This window comes from Streptomyces sp. SM11 (genome assembly GCF_002910905.1).
Classification (GTDB): domain Bacteria; phylum Actinomycetota; class Actinomycetes; order Streptomycetales; family Streptomycetaceae; genus Streptomyces.
The window spans coordinates 1-19,578 of sequence record NZ_NEUE01000263.1 but is presented as its reverse complement, the minus strand read 5'-3'; the positions used below and the strand labels follow the sequence as shown (position 1 = coordinate 19,578).

Below are 19,578 nucleotides of genomic sequence, written 5' to 3'. Positions count from 1 at the left end.
CGCCCCGGCCGTCCGTCGGCGCACCCAGGGAAGGACTCCCCGCCCGTGGCAACCTCGACCCCCACCCGGGATGCGTACGCGACTCCGCCCCGTGAACCGCAGAAACAACCGCCCTGCGAACGGCGGCAGTTGTGGCGCAGCCGGCTGTGGCGGTTCGACGACAAGGCCTCCCCGTACGCGTACATCGCACCGTTCTTCCTCGTCTTCGGGGCCTTCGGGCTCTACCCGCTCCTCTACACCGGCTGGATCGCCCTGCACCGGGTGGAGATGACCGGCCTGGACTCGATGGAGTGGGTGGGCTGGGAGAACTTCGACAAGATCCTGAACGACCCCGAGTTCTGGACCTCGGTCAGCAACACCTTCCTGATCGGCGTCATCTCCACCGTCCCGCAGCTCCTGGTGGCCCTCGGTCTCGCCCACCTCCTCAACTACCGTCTCCGCGCCAGCACGTTCTGGCGCACGGTCATCCTCACCCCGTACGCGACCTCGGTCGCCTCGGCCGCTCTCGTCTTCGCCCTGGTGTTCCGGGCCGACGGCGGACTGCTGAACTGGGCGCTCGGCCTCGTCGGGTTCGACGACACCAACTGGGCCAACGGGCACTGGACTTCGAAGATCGCCATCTCCGTCATCGTGATCTGGCGCTGGACCGGCTACAACGCGCTGATCTATCTGGCGGCGATGCAGGCGGTCCCCAACGACCTTTATGAGGCGGCCTCGTTGGACGGCGCGTCGCGCTGGCAGCAGTTCCGCAAGGTCACCATCCCCTCGCTGCGGCCGACGATCCTGTTCACCATCGTCATCTCCACCATCGGCTCCATGCAGCTCTTCGGCGAGCCGCTGCTGTTGGAGGGCGGCGCGCTGGGCGCCACCGGCGGCAACGAGAACCAATACGAGACGCTCAGTATCTACCTCTACAACTACGGCTGGAATCTCGGACATCTCGGTCCGGCCGCCGCCGTCGCCTGGGCGATGCTCGCCCTTCTTCTCCTCATCGCCGCGGCCAACTGGTTCTTCGGCCGATTCGTCCGCAAGTCCGCGGTCTGACCGGGAGCGCCTCCATGACCATGACCAGCCTCACGCACACCGCCCCCGTGAAGCCCGCGCCGGCCCCGAAGGGCGGTGCCCCGCAGCGCCCGAGCCGCTTCCGGATGGGCGCCGGCCAGCAGATGAAGGGCGGCCCCTTCGCGTACGTCGCGCTCGCCGTCGTCGGCTTCGGCTCGCTGCTGCCGCTCTACTGGACCCTGGTCGCGGCCTCCCGCACCCAGGACGAAGTCCTCGCCTCCACCCCGCCGTTCCTCCCGGGCGGCAAGCTGATCGAGAACGTCCAGACGGCCTGGGAACAGGCCAACCTCGGCAAGGCGATCGTCAACAGCGTCATCGTCTCGTCCTCGATCACCCTCGCGACGCTCTTCTTCTGCACGCTCGCCGGATACGCCTTCGCCAAGATGCGCTTCCGGGGCCGCGGCTGGCTGATGACCGCGGTCATCGCCACCCTCACCATTCCGCCGCAGCTCAGCGTCGTCCCGCTGTTCATGATGATGTCCGGACTCGGCTGGGGCGGGCAGCTCGAGTCGGTGATCTTCCCGACGCTGGTGAGCGCGTTCGGCGTGTTCTTCATGCGCCAGTACCTGATCGAGGCGCTGCCGTACGAGCTGATCGAGGCGGCCAAGATCGACGGCGCGAACAACCTCCGCATCGTCGTGAGCGTGGTGCTGCCGGTGGCCCGCCCCGCGATGATGGTGCTCGGGATGCTCACCTTCGTCCAGGCGTGGAACGACTTCTTCTGGCCCTACCTCGCCCTCAACCAGCAGAACCCGACCCTGCAGGTGGCCCTCGGCCAGCTCAGCGCCTCGTACACCCCCGACCAGTCCATCGTGATGGCGGGCGCGCTGATCAGCACGCTGCCGCTGCTGGCGGTGTTCGTGGTCTTCGGCAAGAAGATCGTCGGCGGGATCATGTCCGGCGCGGTCAAGGGCTGACCACTCGCCCCCTCTCCCTTCCTCTCACCCCTCACCCCTCACTTTCGCCACTTCCCTAGGGAGCGCTTCCACATGACAGCCGTCCGACCCGACACGGTCCCGCAGCAGGCCCCCGCCGCCACGGCACCCTTCCCGACCGGCTTCCTCTGGGGCGCGGCCACCGCCGCGTACCAGGTGGAGGGGGCGGCCGGCGAGAACGGCCGCACCCCCTCCATCTGGGACACCTTCAGCCACACGCCCGGCCGGGTCCTCGGCGGGGACACCGGGGACGTGGCCGCCGACCACTTCCACCGCTACCGCGACGACGTCGCCCTGATGAAGCGCCTCGGGCTCCAGGCGTACCGCTTCTCGGTCTCCTGGTCCCGCGTCCAGCCCACCGGCCGGGGCCCCGCGGTGGAACGCGGCCTGGACTTCTACCGGTCGCTCGTCGACGAACTGCTGGCGGCCGGCATCACGCCCGTCGCCACGCTCTACCACTGGGACCTGCCGCAGGAGCTGGAGGACGCGGGCGGCTGGCCCGAGCGGGCGACGGCCGAACGGTTCGCGGACTACGCGGCCATCATGGCCCGCGCACTGGGCGACCGGGTCGGTATGTGGACCACGCTCAACGAGCCCTGGTGCTCGGCCTTCCTCGGTTACGGCTCCGGGGTCCACGCCCCCGGCCGCACCGAACCGGCCGCCGCGCTGCGGGCCGCCCACCACCTCAACCTCGCCCATGGCCGGGCGGCCGAGGCGCTGCGCGCGAACCTCCCCGCTGCCGCGCAGACCTCGGTCACCCTCAACCTCCACCAGGTGCGCCCGCTGACCGACAGCGAGGCGGACGCGGACGCGGCGCGCCGGATCGACGCGGTGGGCAACCGGGTCTTCACGGGCCCGATGCTGCACGGCGCGTACCCGGAAGACCTGCTGGCCGACACCGAACGCCTCGTGAACTGGTCCGAGTTGATCCACGAGGGCGACCTGGCCGCGATCGCGCACCCGATCGACGTCCTCGGCGTCAACTACTACACGCCCACCATCGTCAGCGCGTCGCCCACCGGCGCGGGCGACACCCGCAACGACGGCCACGGCAGCAGCGCGCACTCCCCGTGGCCCGGCTCGGAGCACGTCGCCTTCCACCTCGCCGAGGGCCGGCCGGTCACCGCGATGAACTGGTCGGTCAAGCCGGAGGGCCTGTACGACCTCCTCATGGACGTCTCGCGCGAGCACCCGGACCTGCCGCTGATGGTCACCGAGAACGGCGCGGCCTTCGACGACGCCCCGGACGCGGACGGCCGGGTCCACGACCCCGAGCGGATCGCCTATCTGCACGGCCACCTGGAGGCGGTGCGCCGGGCGGCGGCCGACGGGGCGGATGTGCGGGGCTACTTCCTCTGGTCCCTGATGGACAACTTCGAGTGGGGCTACGGCTATGCGAAGCGCTTCGGCGCGGTGTACGTCGACTACGCGACCCAGCGCCGTACGCCGAAGTCCAGCGCCCACTGGTACGGCGACGTGATCGCCCGCCACGCGCTGCCCCCGGCGGCCGCTGCGGACGCCTGACCTCGTGAGAGCCGTGGGCCCGGTCATTCCCGACCGGGCCCACGACCCCTTCCGTCGCCGCTTGGGAGCGCTCCCAATACACTGTCCGTACCCCCGCCGGGGTGATCGATCCAGGACTTGGATTGACGTTACGGCTGTGAGAAATTGACCGGGAACGGGGAGGCAGCCATGGCGGCAGCGCGAGTACGGAGCGGCGGGCGGCCCACGCTCGAAGAGGTGGCGGCGCGGGCCGGGGTCGGCCGGGGCACCGCCTCGCGGGTCATCAACGGCTCGCCCCGGGTCAGCGACGCCACCCGGCAGGCGGTCGAGGCGGCCGTGGCCGAGCTGGGGTACGTCCCCAACCGCGCCGCCCGCGCACTGGCGGGCAACCGCACCGACGCCATCGCCCTGGTGGTGCCCGAGCCGGAGACCCGCTTCTTCGCCGAGCCGTACTTCTCCGCGATAGTGCGCGGCGTCGGCGCGGCCCTGGCGGACACCGAGATGCAACTGCTCCTCACCCTCGTCGGCAACGACCGGGAACGCCGCCGCCTCGCCCAGTACCTCACCGCCCACCGCGTCGACGGGGTCCTCCTGGTCGCCGTGCACGCCGACGACCCGCTGCCGGAACTCCTGGAACAGCTGGGCATGCCCTGCGTGATCAGCGGCGCCCGGGACGCGGCCGAGACGCTGCCCTCGGTCGACTCCGACAACTTCGAGGGCGCGCGGGCCGCCGTCGAGCACCTGGTCTCCCGGGGACGCCGCCAGGTCGCCACGATCACCGGCCGTCTGGAGGTCTACGGCGCCCAGCGCCGCCTGGACGGCTACCGCGCCGCGGTCTCCGCCGCCGGTCTGGACCCCGACGAGCGCCTCATCGCCCCCGCCGACTTCACCGAGGAGGGCGGCGCGCGGGCCATGCGCGACCTGCTGTCCCGCCGCCCCGGCCTCGACGCGGTCTTCGTCGCCTCCGACGTGATGGCCGCCGGCGCCCGCCAGGTCCTCCGCGAGGCGGACCGGCGCATCCCCGAGGACGTGGCCCTGGTCGGCTTCGACGACTCGGTGGTCGCCCGCCACATGCACCCGGCCCTCACCAGTGTCCGCCAGCCCATCGAGGAGATGGGCCGCCGCATGACCCGGCTGCTCCTGGACGAGATCGCGGGCCGGGCCCCGGGCGGCGAGCGTCCTTCGGTGGTGCTGCCCACGGATCTGGTGGTCCGCGACTCGTCGTGACCGACGGCATCCTCCCGAAGGGCGGGGCGCAGATCACCGGCTTCCGGTTCTGTGGAGGAGCCGGTGGTCTGACGGCGGTCCGTGACGAACAGGTCGACCCCGGTCCTCGGGCCGGGGTCTCCCAGTGGTATGGACATGACCAAAAGACAGGACTAGCCTCCGTCTTGGTCTAGACCAAGCGCGGCGAGCCGTCGCCCGGTCCGGCCGCCCGGTCCGTCTGTCCGCAAGCTCCGCCCCTCACCTCAGGAGCACCACATGCGCAGAAAGATCACGTCCTTACTCCTCGGCCTCGGCATCGCCGGGGTCTCCCTGCTGGCCACCTCCGGCAGCGCACAGAGCCACGGGTACACCGACTCGCCCGTCAGCAGACAGCAGCTCTGCGGCAACGGTACCGTCCGCGGCTGCGGGCAGATCCAGTGGGAGCCGCAGAGCGTCGAGGGCCCCAAGGGCTTCCCGGCGCGCGGTCCCCGCGACGGTCTGATCTGCGCCGGGGGCAACCAGCGGTTCGCCGAGCTGGACGACCCGCGCGGCGGGGCCTGGCCCGCCTCCGATGTGACCGCCGGGGCGAGCCACACCTTCCGCTGGCGGATCACCGCCCGGCACGCCACGACCGACTTCCGGTACTACGTCACCAAGGACGGCTACGACCCGGCGGCGCCCCTCGCCCGGGCGGACCTGGAGCCGCAGCCCTTCCTGACCGTGCCCTTCGGCGGCCGGCGGCCGGGCTCCACCGTCACCCACACCGGCGCACTGCCGCAGAAGTCGGGCAAGCACCTGATCCTCGGCGTCTGGACCATCGCGGACACCGGCAACGCCTTCTACGCCTGCTCCGACGTCACGTTCTGAGTCCGGTACACCGCCCCGCGGCGGAAGGGAAGACATCACGGCAAGCGGAAGGGCCCCGGTCCAAAGACCGGGGCCCTTCCATCAGGGTGAGTAACGGGACTTGAACCCGCGACATCCTGGACCACAACCAGGTGCTCTGCCAGCTGAGCTATACCCACCATGTCGCCCGGTCGTTTCCGACCGGCCGAGAAAAAGTGTACAGGGTCCGGGAGGGTGCTCGCGCCCCCGTTTACCGGGGCCGGTCCACGGGCGCTTTCGCGCCCGTGACCAGCGGGTTCCTACGGTGCTGCCGGGGCCGCCAGACGCGCCGCGATCTCCTTGGCGCGCTCCGAGTCCGGGCCGGGCTGCGGCACGAAGACCGCTTCCCGGTAGTAGCGGAGCTCCGTGATGGAGTCACGGATGTCCGCCAGCGCCCGGTGGTTGCCGTTCTTGTCCGGGCTGTTGAAGTACGCCCGGGGATACCAGCGCCGGGCCAGCTCCTTGACCGAGGACACGTCCACGATCCGGTAGTGGAGGTAGCCCTCCAGCCCCTGCATGTCCCGCGCCAGGAACCCGCGGTCGGTACCGACCGAGTTTCCGCAGAGCGGGGCCTTGCCGGGCTCCTTCACATGCTCACGGACGTAGGCCAGGACCCGCTCCTCGGCGTCCGCCAGGGTGGTGCCCCCGGCCAGCTCGTCGAGGAGGCCCGAGGCGGTGTGCATCTGCCGCACCACCTCGGGCATGGTCTCCAGGGCCGCGTCCGGCGGGCGGATCACGATGTCCACCCCTTCGCCGAGCACGTTCAGCTCCGAGTCGGTGACCAGGGCGGCCACCTCGATGAGTGCGTCGTCCGTCAACGAGAGCCCGGTCATCTCGCAGTCGATCCACACCATGCGGTCGTTCATGTGCCCCACCCTACGGGGCACTCCGCTGTCCCGGCAGGGCCGGGCGTCCGGGAACGTACGCGTCAGGACCCGGCAGGGAGTGCTCCCCGGGCCCTACCGACGCCGCCACGGCGACGGGTGCGGAGGACACGGGCGAGCTCCGGCGTCCGGACGGTGGCCCCTGGCTGGGCACCATCGTCTCGACCACCGTCGCGGCACTCTCCGCCACCCCCTGCGGACGACGGGCCCGATAGGCGGCCCGGTACGCGGCGGGGGAGGAGCCGAGCTGGCGGCGGAAGTGCCCCCGCAGCGCGACCGGGGAGCGGAAGCCGCAGCGACCGGCGACCTCGTCGACCGAGTAGTCGGAGGTCTCCAGCAGCCGCTGCGCCTGCAGCACCCGCTGGGTGATCAGCCACTGCAGCGGTGCGCTGCCGGTGAGCGAACGGAACCTGCGGTCGAAGGTCCGTCTGCTCATATAGGCGCGCGCGGCGAGCGTCTCCACGTCGAACTGCTCGTGCAGATGCTCCAGGGCCCAGGCCACGACCTCGGCGAGCGGGTCGGACCCGATCTCCTCCGGTAAAGACCTGTCCAGGTAGCGCTCCTGCCCGCCACTGCGCCGCGGCGGCACGACGAGCCGGCGGGCGAGTGCCCCGGCGGCTTCCGTGCCGTGGTCGGTGCGGACTATGTGGAGGCAGAGATCGATCCCGGCGGCCGTGCCGGCGGAGGTGAGCACATCACCGTCGTCCACGAACAGCTCGCGCGGATCGACGTGCACCGACGGATAGCGCTTGGCCAGCGTCGGTGCGTACATCCAGTGTGTGGTGGCCGGCCGGCCGTCCAGCAGGCCGGCGGCCGCGAGCACGAAGGCTCCCGTGCACAGACCGACGATGCGGGCGCCCTCCTCGTGGGCGCGCCGGAGCGCGTCCAGCGCTTCGGCGGGCGGCGGCGAGGTGATCGACCGCCAGGCGGGCACCACTACGGTGCCGGCTCTGCTGATCGCCTCCAGGCCGTACGGCGCGGTGAGTTCGAGCCCACCGGTGGTGCGCAACGGTCCTTCCTCGCCGCCGCAGACCAGCAGGCGGTAGCGGGGAACTCCCGCGTCCTGCCGGTCGATTCCGAAAACGGAGAGCGGGATGGAGCTCTCGAAGATAGGGCCGCCGCTGAACAGCAGCACGGCAACGACTTCCCGGCGTCGCCGCCCGGTCAGCTTGCGTGCGGCCTCCGTCGCGGCGGCGGAGTCCTGGCTCATGACGCTAAGCCCCCCTTGGTGTTCGCGTCTCCCTGGTCCCTACGGGCCTGTCGCTCCTGCACGTTTCCCCTCGGTTTCGCACGTGTCCCCAGTCTCCGATTTCCAAGATCGAATCTACTGCGTCGCGTGGTCCCGCCGTGACACCTTCCCCCAGCAGCTCAATGTCGATAAGGAAACGTGGCGTGAAGCGTTCGATCACGAAGCGTTTCACTCGCGAAGCGCACAAGGAAGTGCCCTTCGATAACGTGGCCCGTCCGCGTCGGGTGAAAGCGTACCGCGCGGTCCGTTCCTGCCTGATGGGCGGTGGGGTGTCCGGCCATTCGGTGAGGGGTTCGGCACCCGTGTGAAGTTGGCTGAAAGCCATCGGTTGTGTGTGCTGTATCCGGTCACGCCGGGCGCACAACCGCCGTGTGGCAGCCGCGCCGGTGCGCTCCCTCGCCCCCGCGAACCGTGGTCCGTTCGGACGGTCGCGGGAGGTTGTGGCGGCCCGTCGTGGCACGGACGGGACGGAGGCTCCGAGCGGCCGCTCTACCGACCGATGCGCCGTGGGACACGAGAATCGCGGGTTCGGGCGGCCGGCCGGCGACGGCCCGCCGGACCGGGTCGCCCGCAGGTCCGGGCGTCGTCGCCGGGCTCGTCCCGGACGGGGCTCGTGCCGGGCTCGGCGCGGCGTCACCCCTCGGGATGCGGGCCCGGTGACGGCGTGGCCAACGGAGACCGGGTGCGGGCGTCACCGGCGGGTGCGCCGGTCGGTCACCGACCGTCGCGAAAAACAGGACGGCCGACGGTGTTCGACCCCTCCGAGGCCCGTGTACGACACAACCGGCATTGCCATCCCGGACAGGCTCGGGCATGCTCCCTCCAGCGTCGCGCACGCTTTTGCGGGGATCTGGGCAGTGGAGGAGTGACCCCGTACCCTTGGGGGTATGGGGTTGGGAAGATGATTCCCGGACAGAGCTTCACCACCAACTGATGCACCTCTCGAAACCGTTCCCTCCTCACGAGGATTCTCTTCGCCGAGACACCGATGGCCGGTCACGAAATCCCTGAACCCAAAGACCGCAAGCCGGTAGCCGACCACGTGTCGGAGCCGCGGACGGTCGAAGAAGCACGCCATGCGTGCGATCCCGCCTTCCGGCACGGAGTCGTGGTCGGATTCGACGGCTCCACGTCCAGTGAGCGGGCTCTCGCCTACGCCATCGGCATGGCCGGACGCTCGGGCTCCGGTCTGATCATCGTCCATGTCGCCAACCGGCTGCCGACCACGGTCTGGGCGGGCTGCGAGCCCCCCGTCTTCGTCGACGTCCCCGATCACCGCACCGAGGTCCTCGGCCTGGAACTGGCCTGCGCGGACTATCTCTCCGAGGTGCCCTGGGTGCTCGTCGAGCGCGGCGGCGACATCTGTCACGAGCTGGAGGAGGTCGGCCGGGAGTACGCCGCCGACGCCATCGTCGTGGGCTCCACACACGGCATCGTCGGCCGGATCTTCGGGTCCGTGTCCGGCCGCCTCGCCCGCCGCGCGCAACGCCCCGTCATCGTCATCCCCTGAGAGCCCTGAAAGCCCTGAGAGGCGCGGGGAGTCCTGTGGGGCCGCCAGCAGGCCCCGGAACAGCACGCGTTGGACCCCGTACCGTCTTCGCGACGGTGCGGGGCCCAGGCGTCTGTGCGCCGCCGTCTACTCGACTGTCACGGACTTCGCCAGGTTGCGCGGCTTGTCGATGTCGCGGCCCATCGCGAGCGCCGTGTGGTACGCGAAGAGCTGGAGCGGGATGCCCATGAGGATCGGGTCGAGCTCGTTCTCGTTCTTCGGCACGACGATGGTGTGGTCGGCCTTCTCCTGCACCTGGTGGGCGACGGCGAGGATACGGCCGCTGCGGGCCTTGATCTCCTCCATCGCGGCGCGGTTCTTCTCCAGCAGATCGTCGTCCGGCACGATCGCCACGGTCGGCATCGCGGGCTCGATCAGCGCGAGGGGGCCGTGCTTCAGCTCGGAGGCCGGGTAGGCCTCGGCGTGGATGTACGAGACCTCCTTCAGCTTCAGGGATGCCTCACGGGCCACCGGGTAGCCGCGCACCCGGCCGATGAACATCATCGACCTGGCGTCCGCGTACTCCGCCGCGAGCCGCTTGATCTCGTCCTCGTTCGCCAGGATCTCGCTGATCTGCTCCGGCAGCCGGCGCAGTCCGTCGATGATCCGCTTGCCGTCCGCGACCGACAGGTCACGGATCCGGCCCAGGTGCAGCGCGAGCAGCGCGAAGGCGACCACGGTGTTGGTGAAGCACTTGGTGGAGACCACGCAGACCTCCGGGCCCGCGTGGACGTACGTACCGCCGTCGGCCTCCCGGGCGATCGCGGAGCCGACCACGTTGACCACGCCGAGGACCCGGGCGCCCTTGCGCTTCAGCTCCTGGACGGCGGCCAGCACGTCGTACGTCTCGCCCGACTGGGAGACCGCGACGTACAGGGTGTCGGGGTCCACGACCGGGTTGCGGTAACGGAACTCGGAGGCCGGCTCGGCGTCGGCGGGGATGCGGGCGAGCTCCTCGATCAACTGGGCGCCGATCTGGCCCGCGTGGTAGGAGGTGCCGCAGCCGAGGATCTTGATCCGGCGCACCCCGCGAGCCTCGCGGGCGTCCAGGTTGAGGCCGCCCAGGTGCACGGTGGAGAACCGGTCGTCGATCCGGCCGCGCAGCACGCGGTCCACGGCGTCGGCCTGCTCGGAGATCTCCTTGTGCATGTACGTGTCGTGGCCGCCCATGTCGTACGACTCGGCCTCCCACTCCACGGTGGTCGGCGTGGCCGTCGTGGTCGAGCCCTCCGTGGTGTACGTACGGAAGTCGTCGGCCTTCAGGGTGGCCATCTCGCCGTCGTCGAGCGTGACGACCTGGCGGGTGTGGGCGACCAGGGCGGCGACGTCGGAGGCGACGAACATCTCCTTCTCGCCGATGCCGAGGACGACCGGGGAGCCGTTGCGGGCGACCACGATGCGGTCGTTGAAGTCGGCGTGCAGCACGGCGATGCCGTAGGTGCCCTCGACGTGGCGCAGCGCCTCGCGGACCTTCTCCTCCAGGGTGTCCGCCCGGGCGCGGGCGATCAGGTGGGTGAGCACCTCGGTGTCGGTCTCGGAGAGGAAGACGATCCCGTCGGCGGTGAGCTTGGCGCGCAGCTCGGAGGCGTTGTCGATGATCCCGTTGTGGACGACGGCGACCTTGTTCTCCGCGTCCATGTGCGGGTGGGCGTTCTCGTCGCTCGGCGCTCCGTGGGTGGCCCAGCGGGTGTGCGCGATGCCGGTGGTTCCGGCGAACCGCTTGGGGACCTTGGCCTCCAGCTCGCGGACCCGGCCCTTGGCCTTGACCATCTTCAGCGCGCCGGGCCTGCCCGCCGCGGCCTTGCCGGTGATGACGATGCCCGCGGAGTCGTAACCCCGGTACTCCAGCCGCTGCAGGCCCTCCAGCAGCAGTGGAGCGACGTCACGCCTTCCGATGTATCCGACGATCCCGCACATGAGTTCTCTGCCCCTCCATCGACGTACACGTACACACATGAGTCCGGCGCCCCGCGCACGGGCGTCCGGCTCGCTCAGCCGTAGACGATGCGGCGCAGCTGGCGGAGCGAGAGCTCCGGCGGTGCCACGGCGCGGTGCGGCAGCTCGGCCGCGATCCGCTCGAAGATCTCCGTGTTGACCAGGCCGCCGGACTGCAGTTCGCGGTGGCGGCGCCGGACGAAGTCGTCGGTGCTCTCGTCGAAGTACGCCAACACGTCGAGGATTACCCGGGCCGCCTCGCCGCGCTGGAGCGCGGTGGAGCGTACGAGGTGATCGATGAGGTCGTCGTGCGACGAGCGGCGTTCAAGCACGGGTCGATATTGCGTGCCGGGGCGCGCTTATGCAAGAAATCTGCCCGAAATCGGGCAGGGATCCTCCCGGAGGGTGCCCGGTCGCCTCACATGCTGCCCAGAACGGCCTGCTTCGCGGTGCTGAACTCCTCGCCGGTGAGCACCCCGGCCCGGTGCAGCTCGTCCAGTTCCCGCAGCCGCCGCAGCAGTGCGTCGTGGTCGCCCGCGGGCGGGGCGACGGGCTCGGCCGCCTTGGCCAGGGGTGGGGCCCCATCCGCTGCGGCCGCCGCCGCACGGGCCCCGGGCAGCCGCATCAGCACCGCCGCCGCGACCAGGACCGCGATGTACTCCTTCTTCGACATTCCCCACAGTTCCAGGGAGTACGGGTCGTACTTCGGCGGCGCGGACGAGGGGCCGTCCACCGGCTCGAAGCGCAGATAGCCGTTCTCCAGCCCGATCGAGGGCAGCCACCGCACCCCCGCGATCCGCGACAGCGGGAAGGACGAGGGCCCGGCCGAGGTCTTGGACTCCTCGGTCTTCCAGTTCCAGGTCAGCCGGACGGTCTCGCCGTCGAAGGACGCCGTGCCGTCGCCGCCCCCGCCGGAGACCGGCAGCGAGGGGCCGGGCAGCAGGAAGCGGTCCACGGGGCCGTCCGGCACCTGCTCGATCAGCAGCGCGTTGCGGACCTCGTCGACGAAGTACTCCGCGACCCCCGTGCGGTCCTTCTCCACGGTCAGCGCATAGGGGTCGGCGCCGTCCTTCAGCCGGCCGTCGGCGGCCCGCAGCACCGGGCAGGCGCCGCCGCGCAGCCGTAGCCGCAGTCGCCCGCCCTTGCGGTCGGGTTCGAACGAGACACCCGCCACCGCCCGCACGGGTACGGCTATCTCACCCAGCTCCTGCCGGACCGGGTGCGCCTTTCCCCCCGGCACGATGCGCACGGTGTCCCCGTCGAACGTCCATGTTCCGTCCCGCTGGATGATTTCTGCCATGTCCGCGATTCTGCCAGCCGGGCATCGGGCCGGGCGGAAGAAGGTGAACGCCCGAGGGACCGTCCTCGGGCGCTCACCGGTCGAAGGGGCCGCCGCGATGCGGCGGCCGGGACTCAGAGCCCGGCGATCGGGTTCTTCAGACGCCCCACCAACTGCAGCGCTCCGGCCGGGTCGTCGAGGTCGACCATCTGCTGGTTGTCGCGCAGCTGGAGGCGGTTGAGGCAGGAGAGCGCGAACTCCGCCTCGAACAGGTCGTACTGCTTGAACTTGTCCGCGAGATACGGCACCGAATCCTGGTAGTCGCGCACACAGGCCGCGACCGTCCGCCAGAAGGCGTCCTCGTCGAGGACGCCCTCGGTGGCCAGGCCCGCGCCCAGGAAGCGGAAGAAGCAGTCGAAGACGTCCGTGAAGACCGACAGCAGCTTCATGTCCTCGGGGACCTCGGCCCGGATCCGTTCGACCTGCGGCGGAAGCACCGCGTCCGGGTCCATCACCGCGATCTCCTCGGCGATGTCCTTGAAGATCGTGCGGGTGACGACACCGTCCTCCACGACCAGGATCACGTTCTCGCCGTGCGGCATGTAGACGAGGTCGTAGGCGTAGAAGCTGTGCAGCACCGGCACCAGATAGGCGTCCAGGTAGTGCCGCAGCCACACCTGCGGGTCCAGGCCAGACTCGGCGATCAGCACCCCGGCCACCGAGCCGCCCTCGTGGTCCGTGTGGAGCAGGGAGGCCATCGTCGCGACCCGCTCGCCCGGCTGGAGGCCCGGCACGGGGCTCTCGCGCCACAGTGCGGCGAGCATCTTGCGGTACGGGGAGCCCTTGGCGGTCGCCGCCTCGTAGGACCGGTGGTGGTAGCCCATCGCGGCCCGCTCGCGGATGATCGAGAACCGGGCCCCGCGCAGCAGGCCGTCGCGCTCGATCAGGTCGGACAGCCAGTCGTTGATCGCGGGCGTGGCCTCCATGTAGGCGGCCGAAAGCCCGCGCATGAAGCCCATGTTGAGGACGGACAGCGCCGTTTTGACGTAGTGCTTCCCGGGGTGGTCGGTGTTGAAGAACGTACGGATCGACTGCTGGGCGAGATAGCCGTCCTCGCCCTCGCCGAGCACCACCAGATGCCGCTGGGCCAGTTCCCCGGCGAAGGTGACCGCGAGCTTGTTCCACCACTGCCAGGGGTGGACGGGCAGCAGGAGGTAGTCGTCCGGGTCGAGGCCGAGCCCGCGCAGCGTGCCGTCGAACCGCTCCCGGGCCGCCTCGCTCAGCTCGCTCCTCACCAGCGCCTCGTAGTCGAGACCGGCGCCGGAGGTGAACGTGGCCCGCTCCCGGCGGGCGGCCAGCCAGACCAGCCGGATCTCCGCGGCCGCCTCGGGGGCGTACGCCCGGTACTCGTCCACGCCGAAGCCGAGCCGCCCGTTGTTGGCGACGAAGCACGGGTGGCCCTCGGTCATCCCGGTCTCGATCGCCTGGAAGCCGGCGGCGACGAGCCGGCGCGAGGTGGCCGGTTCCTTGGTGAGTTTGTAGGCGGTTCCGGCCAGGGTGGAGGAGATCTCCTCCAGATAGACCGGCAGGACCTTCTCGGAGAGCCCGAGGGTGTTCCGCAGCTCGATGAAGAACTCCACCGCGTCCAGCGGAAGTTCGGAGCCGTGCCGGTGCCGGGTGATGGTCTCGGCCGCGACCTGCCAGTGGTCCAGGGCGAAGAGGCGTGCGGTGAAACGGTACTCGGTGGACGCGTCGTCGCTACGGACGGTGTAGCGGCCGTCGCCGAGTGGCGCGGGGGTCAGCAGTCGCTCGTGGCTGAATTCCGCCAGTGCTTTACGTACCAGCAGTCGGTTTGCGGTGGCCCAGCGCCCAGGGGAGAGGTGGGCGACGCTGTCGGTGAGAGCGGTCGTCATCGGTCGTTTCCTCCGGTTGCTGCTTCGAACTGCTCACGGGTGCAGGCGCTGAGAAGGGCGTACTTCTCCGGTTTGGCGATCTCCCGGAGCACCTCGAAGCCGACGGCCTTGTTGAGGGACTGCACGGCGCTGTTGGTCACGTCGGGCTCGACGACGACCCGGCGCACCGACGGGTCGGCGAACAGGAAAGCCATCACCGCGGTGATCACGGCCCGGGTGAAGCCGTGTACCGGGGTGTCGGTCGGGGCGACCAGGAAGTGCATCCCGATGTCGCCGGGCTCCGCCTCGTACAGCCCCTTCAGCTCGACCTCGGTGGGGTCGTAGCGCTCGATCAGGAAGGCGGGCGCACCGTCGTGCAGCCCGATGAACGCGTCGTGGTGCGGGTGGGCGGCGATACCTCGGTACTCCCGTTCCACGTCCGCGAGTTCGGCGTCGCCCATCAGCCAGAACGCGGCCTTGGGGTGGGTCACCCAGCCGTGCACCAGCTCGGCGTCGGCGGCGGGGTCCAGCGGGCGGACGGTGAAGGTGCCGAGCGTGTCCGGGCGGCTCATACGGCGAACTCCTGGAAGGCGATGGACTTCTCGACCGGGTAGACCTCTCGGCCGAGCAGCTCGCCGATGATGTACGCGTTGCGGTACGCGCCCATGCCCAGGTCGGGCGAGGTGATCGAGTGGGTGTGCACCGAGGCGTTCTGGAGGAAGACCCCGCGTCCGGTGGTGTCGATGCTGTAGTTGCGGGCCACGTCGAAGCGGCCCCGGCTGTCGTGGCGCAGCCGCCCGGTTATGGGCGCGAGGAAGGCGGGGGCCTCGTACCGGTAGCCGGTGGCGAGGATCAGGCCCTCGGTGGTCAGGGCGTAGTCCTTGCCCTGCTCCTTCTGGCGCAGCCCCAGGCTGTACGCGCCGCCCTCCGCGTCGTAACGGGCGCTGACGAGCGCGGAGTTCGTCAGCAGCCGGGTCGGCGCCGGCCCGGCGATGTTCTTCTGGTAGAGCAGGTCGAAGATCGCGTCGATCAGCTCCCCGTCGATGCCCTTGAACAGCCCCTTCTGGCCGGTCTCCAGCCGGTAGCGGGTCTCCTCGGGCAGTGCGTGGAAGTAGTCGATGTACTCCGGGGAGGTCATCTCCAGCGTCAGCTTGGTGTACTCCAGCGGGAAGAACCGCGGGGAGCGGGTGACCCAGGTGAGCCGGTAGCCGTACGTGTCGATCTCGGAGAGCAGGTCGTAGTAGATCTCCGCGGCGCTCTGCCCACTGCCGACCAGCGTGATCGACTTCTTCTTCTGGAGCTCGGCCTTCCCCTCCAGATAACGTGAGTTGTGCAGGAAGTCGCCGCCGAGCCCCTGGCAGGCGTCCGGGATGTGCGGCGGGGTGCCGGTGCCGAGGACCAGGTGCCGGGACCGGAACTCCTCACCGGAGACGGTGGTCACGGTGTAGAGCTCGGAGCCCTCGTCGTACGTCACCGTCCCGACGGTCTCGCCGAACCGGATGCTGCTCAGTTTCGCGGCGGCCCACCGGCAGTAGTCGTTGTACTCGGTCCGCAGCGGATAGAAGTTCTCCCGGATGTAGAAGGAGTAGAGCCGGCCGCGCTCCTTGAGGTAGTTCAGGAACGAGTACGGCGAGGTGGGGTCGGCCATAGTGACCAGGTCCGACATGAACGGCGTCTGGAGATGGGCTCCTTCGAGGAACATCCCGGCGTGCCACTCGAAGTCCGGCTTGGACTCCAGGAAGACGCCGTTCAGTTCGTCGATCGGCTCGGTCAGGCAGGCCAGGCCGAGGTTGAACGGGCCGAGCCCGATCCCGATGAAGTCGTGGGGTTCAGGAAGCGCGGTCAAGGGAGTCTCCCAGGGACTTCTCGGCGTGGCCGGAGATCAGATCGAGGACCGCGGCGATGTCCCGCACGGTCGTTTCGGGGTTGAGCAGGGTGAACTTCAGGTACTGGCGGTCGCCGACCTTGGTGCCCGCGACGATCGCCTCGCCGGAGGCGAACAGCGCCTTGCGGGCGTGGAGGTTGGCGCGGTCGATCGCGTCCGGCGATGTGACACCGGACGGGATGCAGCGGAAGACGAGCGTGGAGAGCTGCGGTTCGACGGCCACGTCGAAGCGCGGGTCGGCGGCGAGCAGCTGCCAGCCCTCGGCGGCCAGGTCGCAGACCTCGTCGAAGAGCTCGCCGATGCCGTCCGCGCCCATGACGCGCAGCGTCATCCACAGCTTGAGCGCGTCGAACCGGCGGGTCGTCTGGAGGGACTTGTCGACCTGGTTGGGTATCCGCTCCTCGGCCATCCGGCGCGGGTTCAGATACTCCGCGTGGTACGTGACGTGGCGCAGGGTCGCCCGGTCGCGGACCAGCACGGCTGATGAACTCACCGGCTGGAAGAAGGACTTGTGGTAGTCCACGGTGACCGAGTCGGCGTGGGCGATGCCTTCGAGCAGCCCGCGGCGTTCACGGGAGGCGAGCAGTCCGCAGCCGTACGCGGCGTCCACGTGCATCCAGACGGCGAACTGCTCGCAGAGCGCGGCGATCTCGGGCAGCGGGTCGATGGATCCGAAGTCCGTGGTGCCGGCGGTGGCGACGACGGCCATCGGGACGGCGCCTTCGGCGACGCAGCTCTCCAGGGCGCGGGCGAGGGCCACGGCCTGCATGCGCTTGTCGCGGTCCACGGGCACGGAGACGACGGCGTCCGGGCCGAGGCCGAGGAGTTTGGCGGACTTCTGCACGCTGAAGTGACTGCATTCGGAGGTGAGGATCCGCAGCCGGGTGAAGTGCTCCGGCCGGATCTTCGCCTCCTCCCGCGCCAGCAGCAGGGCCTGGAGATTGGACTGCGTGCCGCCGCTGGTGAAGATCCCGTCGGCGGCCGGGCCGAGCCCGATCCGTTCGGCGGTCCAGTCGATCAGCCGGCGCTCGATGAGGGTGCCGCCCGTGCTCTGGTCCCAGGTGTCGAGGGAGGAGTTGATCGCGGAGAGCACGGCCTCGCCGAGCACGGCGGGTATGACGACCGGGCAGTTGAGGTGCCCCAGGTAGCGGGGGTGGTGGAAGTGGACGGCGTCGCGGAGGTAGACCTCGCCGAGCTCGTCGAGGGCCGCGGCGGAGTCGCCCAGCGGCCGGTCGAGGTCGATCGCGTCGACGACGGAGGAGAGTGCGTCGACACCGACCCCGCTGAAGGGCCGCTCGGTGGCGGCGAGGGTGGCCGCGACCCGATCCACTCCTGCGGAGACGGTGCTCCGGTAGTGCTCCGCAGTCGTGTTGTTGAGCAGGTGCGCACGCATGAAGGGGTCCTCCCGGGTGAGGGGAACTTCATCGCGGCCCTCCGGGCAGGAAGGGGGGACGAGGGCGCGATGTCGAAGTAAGGGGAGCCTAACCTAAAGTGGAATCGATCATTCCTCGCCCCCCGGGGGGGGGCGGGTTGTCCCCGTTCCCTCCGCTATTCGCTCACTTGCTCGCCCTGCCCCCCACCGGGAGGCCCGCCGCGCGGGCCCCGGAGGCCGCCGCTCCCCTCTCCGGCCTCGCCGCTCCCGCTCCCGCTTCCGCTCCCACCGGCCGTGTCTGCTCCGCCCCCGGTCCGCGCCGCCAGTACGCGGCGGACGTCACGCGTGCGGGCTCGAATCCCCGCTCCCGGACGAGGTGGTGGTGCAGTGCCCGCACCCCGGACGCCTCGCCCGCGATCCATGCGTACGGTGTGCCCCCGGGCAACTCGGCGGCGCGCACGGCCGCCACGCCGCACGAGGCGCCCTCGTTCCGGACGAGCCAGCTGATCCGGGCCTTCGCCGCCGTGTTCAGCGCCTGCCGGTCCTCGGTGCGCGGGACCTCCAGCCAGACCCGGACCGGCAGCCCCGCGGGCAGCCACTCCAGGGCGGCGGCCGCGGCGGACAGGGCGGTCTCGTCGGCCCGGATCAGCACCCAGTCGGTGTCGGCTGGCGGCCGGAAGCGTACGGCGGTGTTGTCCGCCACGGCGGGGCCCAGCACCTTCAGCCGGTCGCCGGGTGCGGCTGTCAGCGCCCAGCGGGAGGCCGGGCCGCCGGTGCTGTGCAGCACGAAGTCGAGGTCGACCTCGGTGAAGCCGTCGGCCCGCAGTCGCTGGGTCCGTACGGTGTACGAACGCGTCACCGCCCGGACGTCCTCGGGCAGCGCCCGCCACTTCTCGTGCCAGGTCCCGCTCCCGCCCGACGGGACCACGGCTTCGCTCTGCCCCGGGCCGGGCAGAAGGACCGACAGGCTCTGATCGCGGCCCCCGCCGCTGAAGCCGTCGGCCCCCGGCCCGCCGAGCGTGATCCGGAGGATGGACGGGCCCAGGCGTCTGGTCCGCAGAACGGCCAGGTCGAAGAGCCGGAACGGGGCGACTTCGGGGGCGGCGGCGGTCGTCGACGTCAACGGGGGCTCCTCCGGGACGGGCCGGAGCGGCGGGCGGACAGGCCCGGCTTCCGGCTGGGGCGATCCGAAGTAAGGTTAGCCTACCCTTGCTAGGTGGAGGGCTGGTTGTCTGCGGGCTCTGTCCGGACCCCGAACTCCGCCCAGCAGGCGTCGAGCCCCTCCACGGTCACGTCCACGCTCCGGTGCGCCTCCCACCGGGCCCGGTCCAGGCGCAGCCGCCGGAGTGTGACGTGGGCCCCGCGCACGACATCCGTTCTCAGGCCGTCGTCCGTGTATCCGAGCCGTCGCGACACCCCGAGCGACCGGGGGTTGTCGGTCATGGCGGCGGAGACGGCGTACCGTGCGCCGAGCCCGGCGAACGCGAGGTGCAGGGCGGCGGCGCGCATCTCCGTGCCCAACCCCTGTCCCTGGTACGGGAGCCCGAGCCATGAACCGGTCTCCGCCTCCCGCCGCACCCCGAAGTCGCACCCCATCAGGTCCTGCCGCCCGACGACCTTCCCCTGGTGGAGGACGGCCAGGGTGAGGGTCCAGTCCCGTACCGACCAGCCGGCCACGGTCCCCAGGACATGCTGGAACACCGCCCGCCCCACCTCGGCGGGGGTCCCGTCGGTCCACGGCACGTTGAACGGCATACGGTCCGGGTCGTGTACCCCGTGGGCCGCCACGGAGGCCAGCTCGTCGAGGAGTCCGGTGCCGGGCAGGCGCAGTTCGAGGCGCGGCGTACGGAGGCGAAGCCCGTAGAGGGGCCAATGCCGGGGACGCGTGTGGTCCTTGATGTCCACGGGTTCCATGACGCGACTGTGCCGGACCGGCGGGAGG

At 70.6% G+C, this 19,578-nt stretch carries 17 protein-coding genes and 1 tRNA gene; 6 read left to right on the top strand and 12 right to left on the bottom strand.

Features of this window, described 5'->3' with window-relative positions; genetic code table 11:
• Window positions 1–45 precede the first annotated feature (45 nt).
• The 5 genes from B9S58_RS28625 (at window position 46) to B9S58_RS28605 (ending at window position 5,573) form a co-directional block, all read left to right on the top strand.
• Window positions 46–1,044, top strand: coding sequence for a carbohydrate ABC transporter permease (locus B9S58_RS28625; RefSeq protein ID WP_103534880.1), 999 nt, complete (start codon window positions 46–48; stop codon window positions 1,042–1,044).
• Window positions 1,045–1,058: 14 nt separating this feature from the next.
• Window positions 1,059–1,979 (top strand): carbohydrate ABC transporter permease, encoded by a 921-nt coding sequence (locus B9S58_RS28620; RefSeq protein WP_103534879.1) that lies wholly within the window; start codon window positions 1,059–1,061, stop codon window positions 1,977–1,979.
• A gap of 72 nt (window positions 1,980–2,051) precedes the next feature.
• The gene (locus tag B9S58_RS28615) at window positions 2,052–3,521 is read left to right on the top strand and encodes a GH1 family beta-glucosidase (protein ID WP_103534878.1); all 1,470 of its coding nucleotides are present in this window, start codon (window positions 2,052–2,054) and stop codon (window positions 3,519–3,521) included.
• A 168-nt stretch (window positions 3,522–3,689) separates the two neighbouring features.
• The gene (locus B9S58_RS28610; RefSeq protein ID WP_103534877.1) at window positions 3,690–4,727 is read left to right on the top strand and encodes a LacI family DNA-binding transcriptional regulator; all 1,038 of its coding nucleotides are present in this window, start codon (window positions 3,690–3,692) and stop codon (window positions 4,725–4,727) included.
• A 255-nt stretch (window positions 4,728–4,982) separates the two neighbouring features.
• Window positions 4,983–5,573 (top strand): lytic polysaccharide monooxygenase, encoded by a 591-nt coding sequence (locus B9S58_RS28605; protein WP_103534876.1) that lies wholly within the window; start codon window positions 4,983–4,985, stop codon window positions 5,571–5,573.
• An 85-nt stretch (window positions 5,574–5,658) separates the two neighbouring features.
• Here the strand turns inward: B9S58_RS28605 and B9S58_RS28600 are convergent.
• From B9S58_RS28600 to B9S58_RS28590, 3 genes are all read right to left on the bottom strand, one after another.
• Window positions 5,659–5,731: transfer RNA gene (locus tag B9S58_RS28600), tRNA-His, on the bottom strand.
• A 120-nt stretch (window positions 5,732–5,851) separates the two neighbouring features.
• On the bottom strand, window positions 5,852–6,457 hold the full coding sequence (orn, locus tag B9S58_RS28595) for an oligoribonuclease (protein WP_103534881.1): 606 nt from the start codon (window positions 6,455–6,457) through the stop codon (window positions 5,852–5,854).
• A gap of 10 nt (window positions 6,458–6,467) precedes the next feature.
• Window positions 6,468–7,685 carry a helix-turn-helix domain-containing protein gene (locus B9S58_RS28590; protein ID WP_103534875.1) on the bottom strand — a complete coding sequence of 406 codons (1,218 nt, stop codon included), beginning with the start codon at window positions 7,683–7,685 and terminating at the stop codon, window positions 6,468–6,470.
• 1,027 nt (window positions 7,686–8,712) lie between these two features.
• Between B9S58_RS28590 and B9S58_RS28580 the strand changes: the two genes are divergently transcribed.
• On the top strand, window positions 8,713–9,234 hold the full coding sequence (locus B9S58_RS28580; RefSeq protein ID WP_103534873.1) for a universal stress protein: 522 nt from the start codon (window positions 8,713–8,715) through the stop codon (window positions 9,232–9,234).
• 126 nt (window positions 9,235–9,360) lie between these two features.
• Here the strand turns inward: B9S58_RS28580 and glmS are convergent, their stop codons facing one another.
• The 9 genes from glmS to B9S58_RS28535 all read right to left on the bottom strand — a co-directional run bounded on the left by glmS (window position 9,361) and on the right by B9S58_RS28535 (window position 19,550).
• Window positions 9,361–11,190 carry a glutamine--fructose-6-phosphate transaminase (isomerizing) gene (glmS, locus tag B9S58_RS28575; RefSeq protein ID WP_103534872.1) on the bottom strand — a complete coding sequence of 610 codons (1,830 nt, stop codon included), beginning with the start codon at window positions 11,188–11,190 and terminating at the stop codon, window positions 9,361–9,363.
• A 74-nt stretch (window positions 11,191–11,264) separates the two neighbouring features.
• The gene (locus B9S58_RS28570) at window positions 11,265–11,540 is read right to left on the bottom strand and encodes a hypothetical protein (RefSeq protein WP_003968990.1); all 276 of its coding nucleotides are present in this window, start codon (window positions 11,538–11,540) and stop codon (window positions 11,265–11,267) included.
• Window positions 11,541–11,626: 86 nt separating this feature from the next.
• On the bottom strand, window positions 11,627–12,508 hold the full coding sequence (locus B9S58_RS28565; protein WP_103534871.1) for a DUF4429 domain-containing protein: 882 nt from the start codon (window positions 12,506–12,508) through the stop codon (window positions 11,627–11,629).
• A gap of 113 nt (window positions 12,509–12,621) precedes the next feature.
• The gene (locus tag B9S58_RS28560) at window positions 12,622–14,400 is read right to left on the bottom strand and encodes an IucA/IucC family siderophore biosynthesis protein (RefSeq protein ID WP_103534870.1); all 1,779 of its coding nucleotides are present in this window, start codon (window positions 14,398–14,400) and stop codon (window positions 12,622–12,624) included.
• Window positions 14,397–14,951 carry a GNAT family N-acetyltransferase gene (locus B9S58_RS28555; protein ID WP_103534869.1) on the bottom strand — a complete coding sequence of 185 codons (555 nt, stop codon included), beginning with the start codon at window positions 14,949–14,951 and terminating at the stop codon, window positions 14,397–14,399. The genes B9S58_RS28560 and B9S58_RS28555 overlap by 4 nt, the downstream gene beginning before the upstream one ends.
• A complete protein-coding gene (locus tag B9S58_RS28550; RefSeq protein ID WP_103534868.1) occupies window positions 14,948–16,225 on the bottom strand; it encodes a lysine N(6)-hydroxylase/L-ornithine N(5)-oxygenase family protein in 1,278 nt (425 codons plus the stop codon). Before B9S58_RS28550 ends, B9S58_RS28555 begins: the two co-directional genes overlap by 4 nt.
• Window positions 16,209–17,657 carry an aspartate aminotransferase family protein gene (locus B9S58_RS28545; protein ID WP_103534867.1) on the bottom strand — a complete coding sequence of 483 codons (1,449 nt, stop codon included), beginning with the start codon at window positions 17,655–17,657 and terminating at the stop codon, window positions 16,209–16,211. The genes B9S58_RS28550 and B9S58_RS28545 overlap by 17 nt, the downstream gene beginning before the upstream one ends.
• 163 nt (window positions 17,658–17,820) lie before the next feature.
• Window positions 17,821–18,759, bottom strand: a complete 939-nt coding sequence (locus B9S58_RS28540) for a siderophore-interacting protein (protein ID WP_103534866.1) — start codon at window positions 18,757–18,759, stop codon at window positions 17,821–17,823.
• A gap of 89 nt (window positions 18,760–18,848) precedes the next feature.
• Window positions 18,849–19,550 (bottom strand): GNAT family N-acetyltransferase, encoded by a 702-nt coding sequence (locus B9S58_RS28535; RefSeq protein ID WP_103534865.1) that lies wholly within the window; start codon window positions 19,548–19,550, stop codon window positions 18,849–18,851.
• Window positions 19,551–19,578 lie beyond the last annotated feature (28 nt).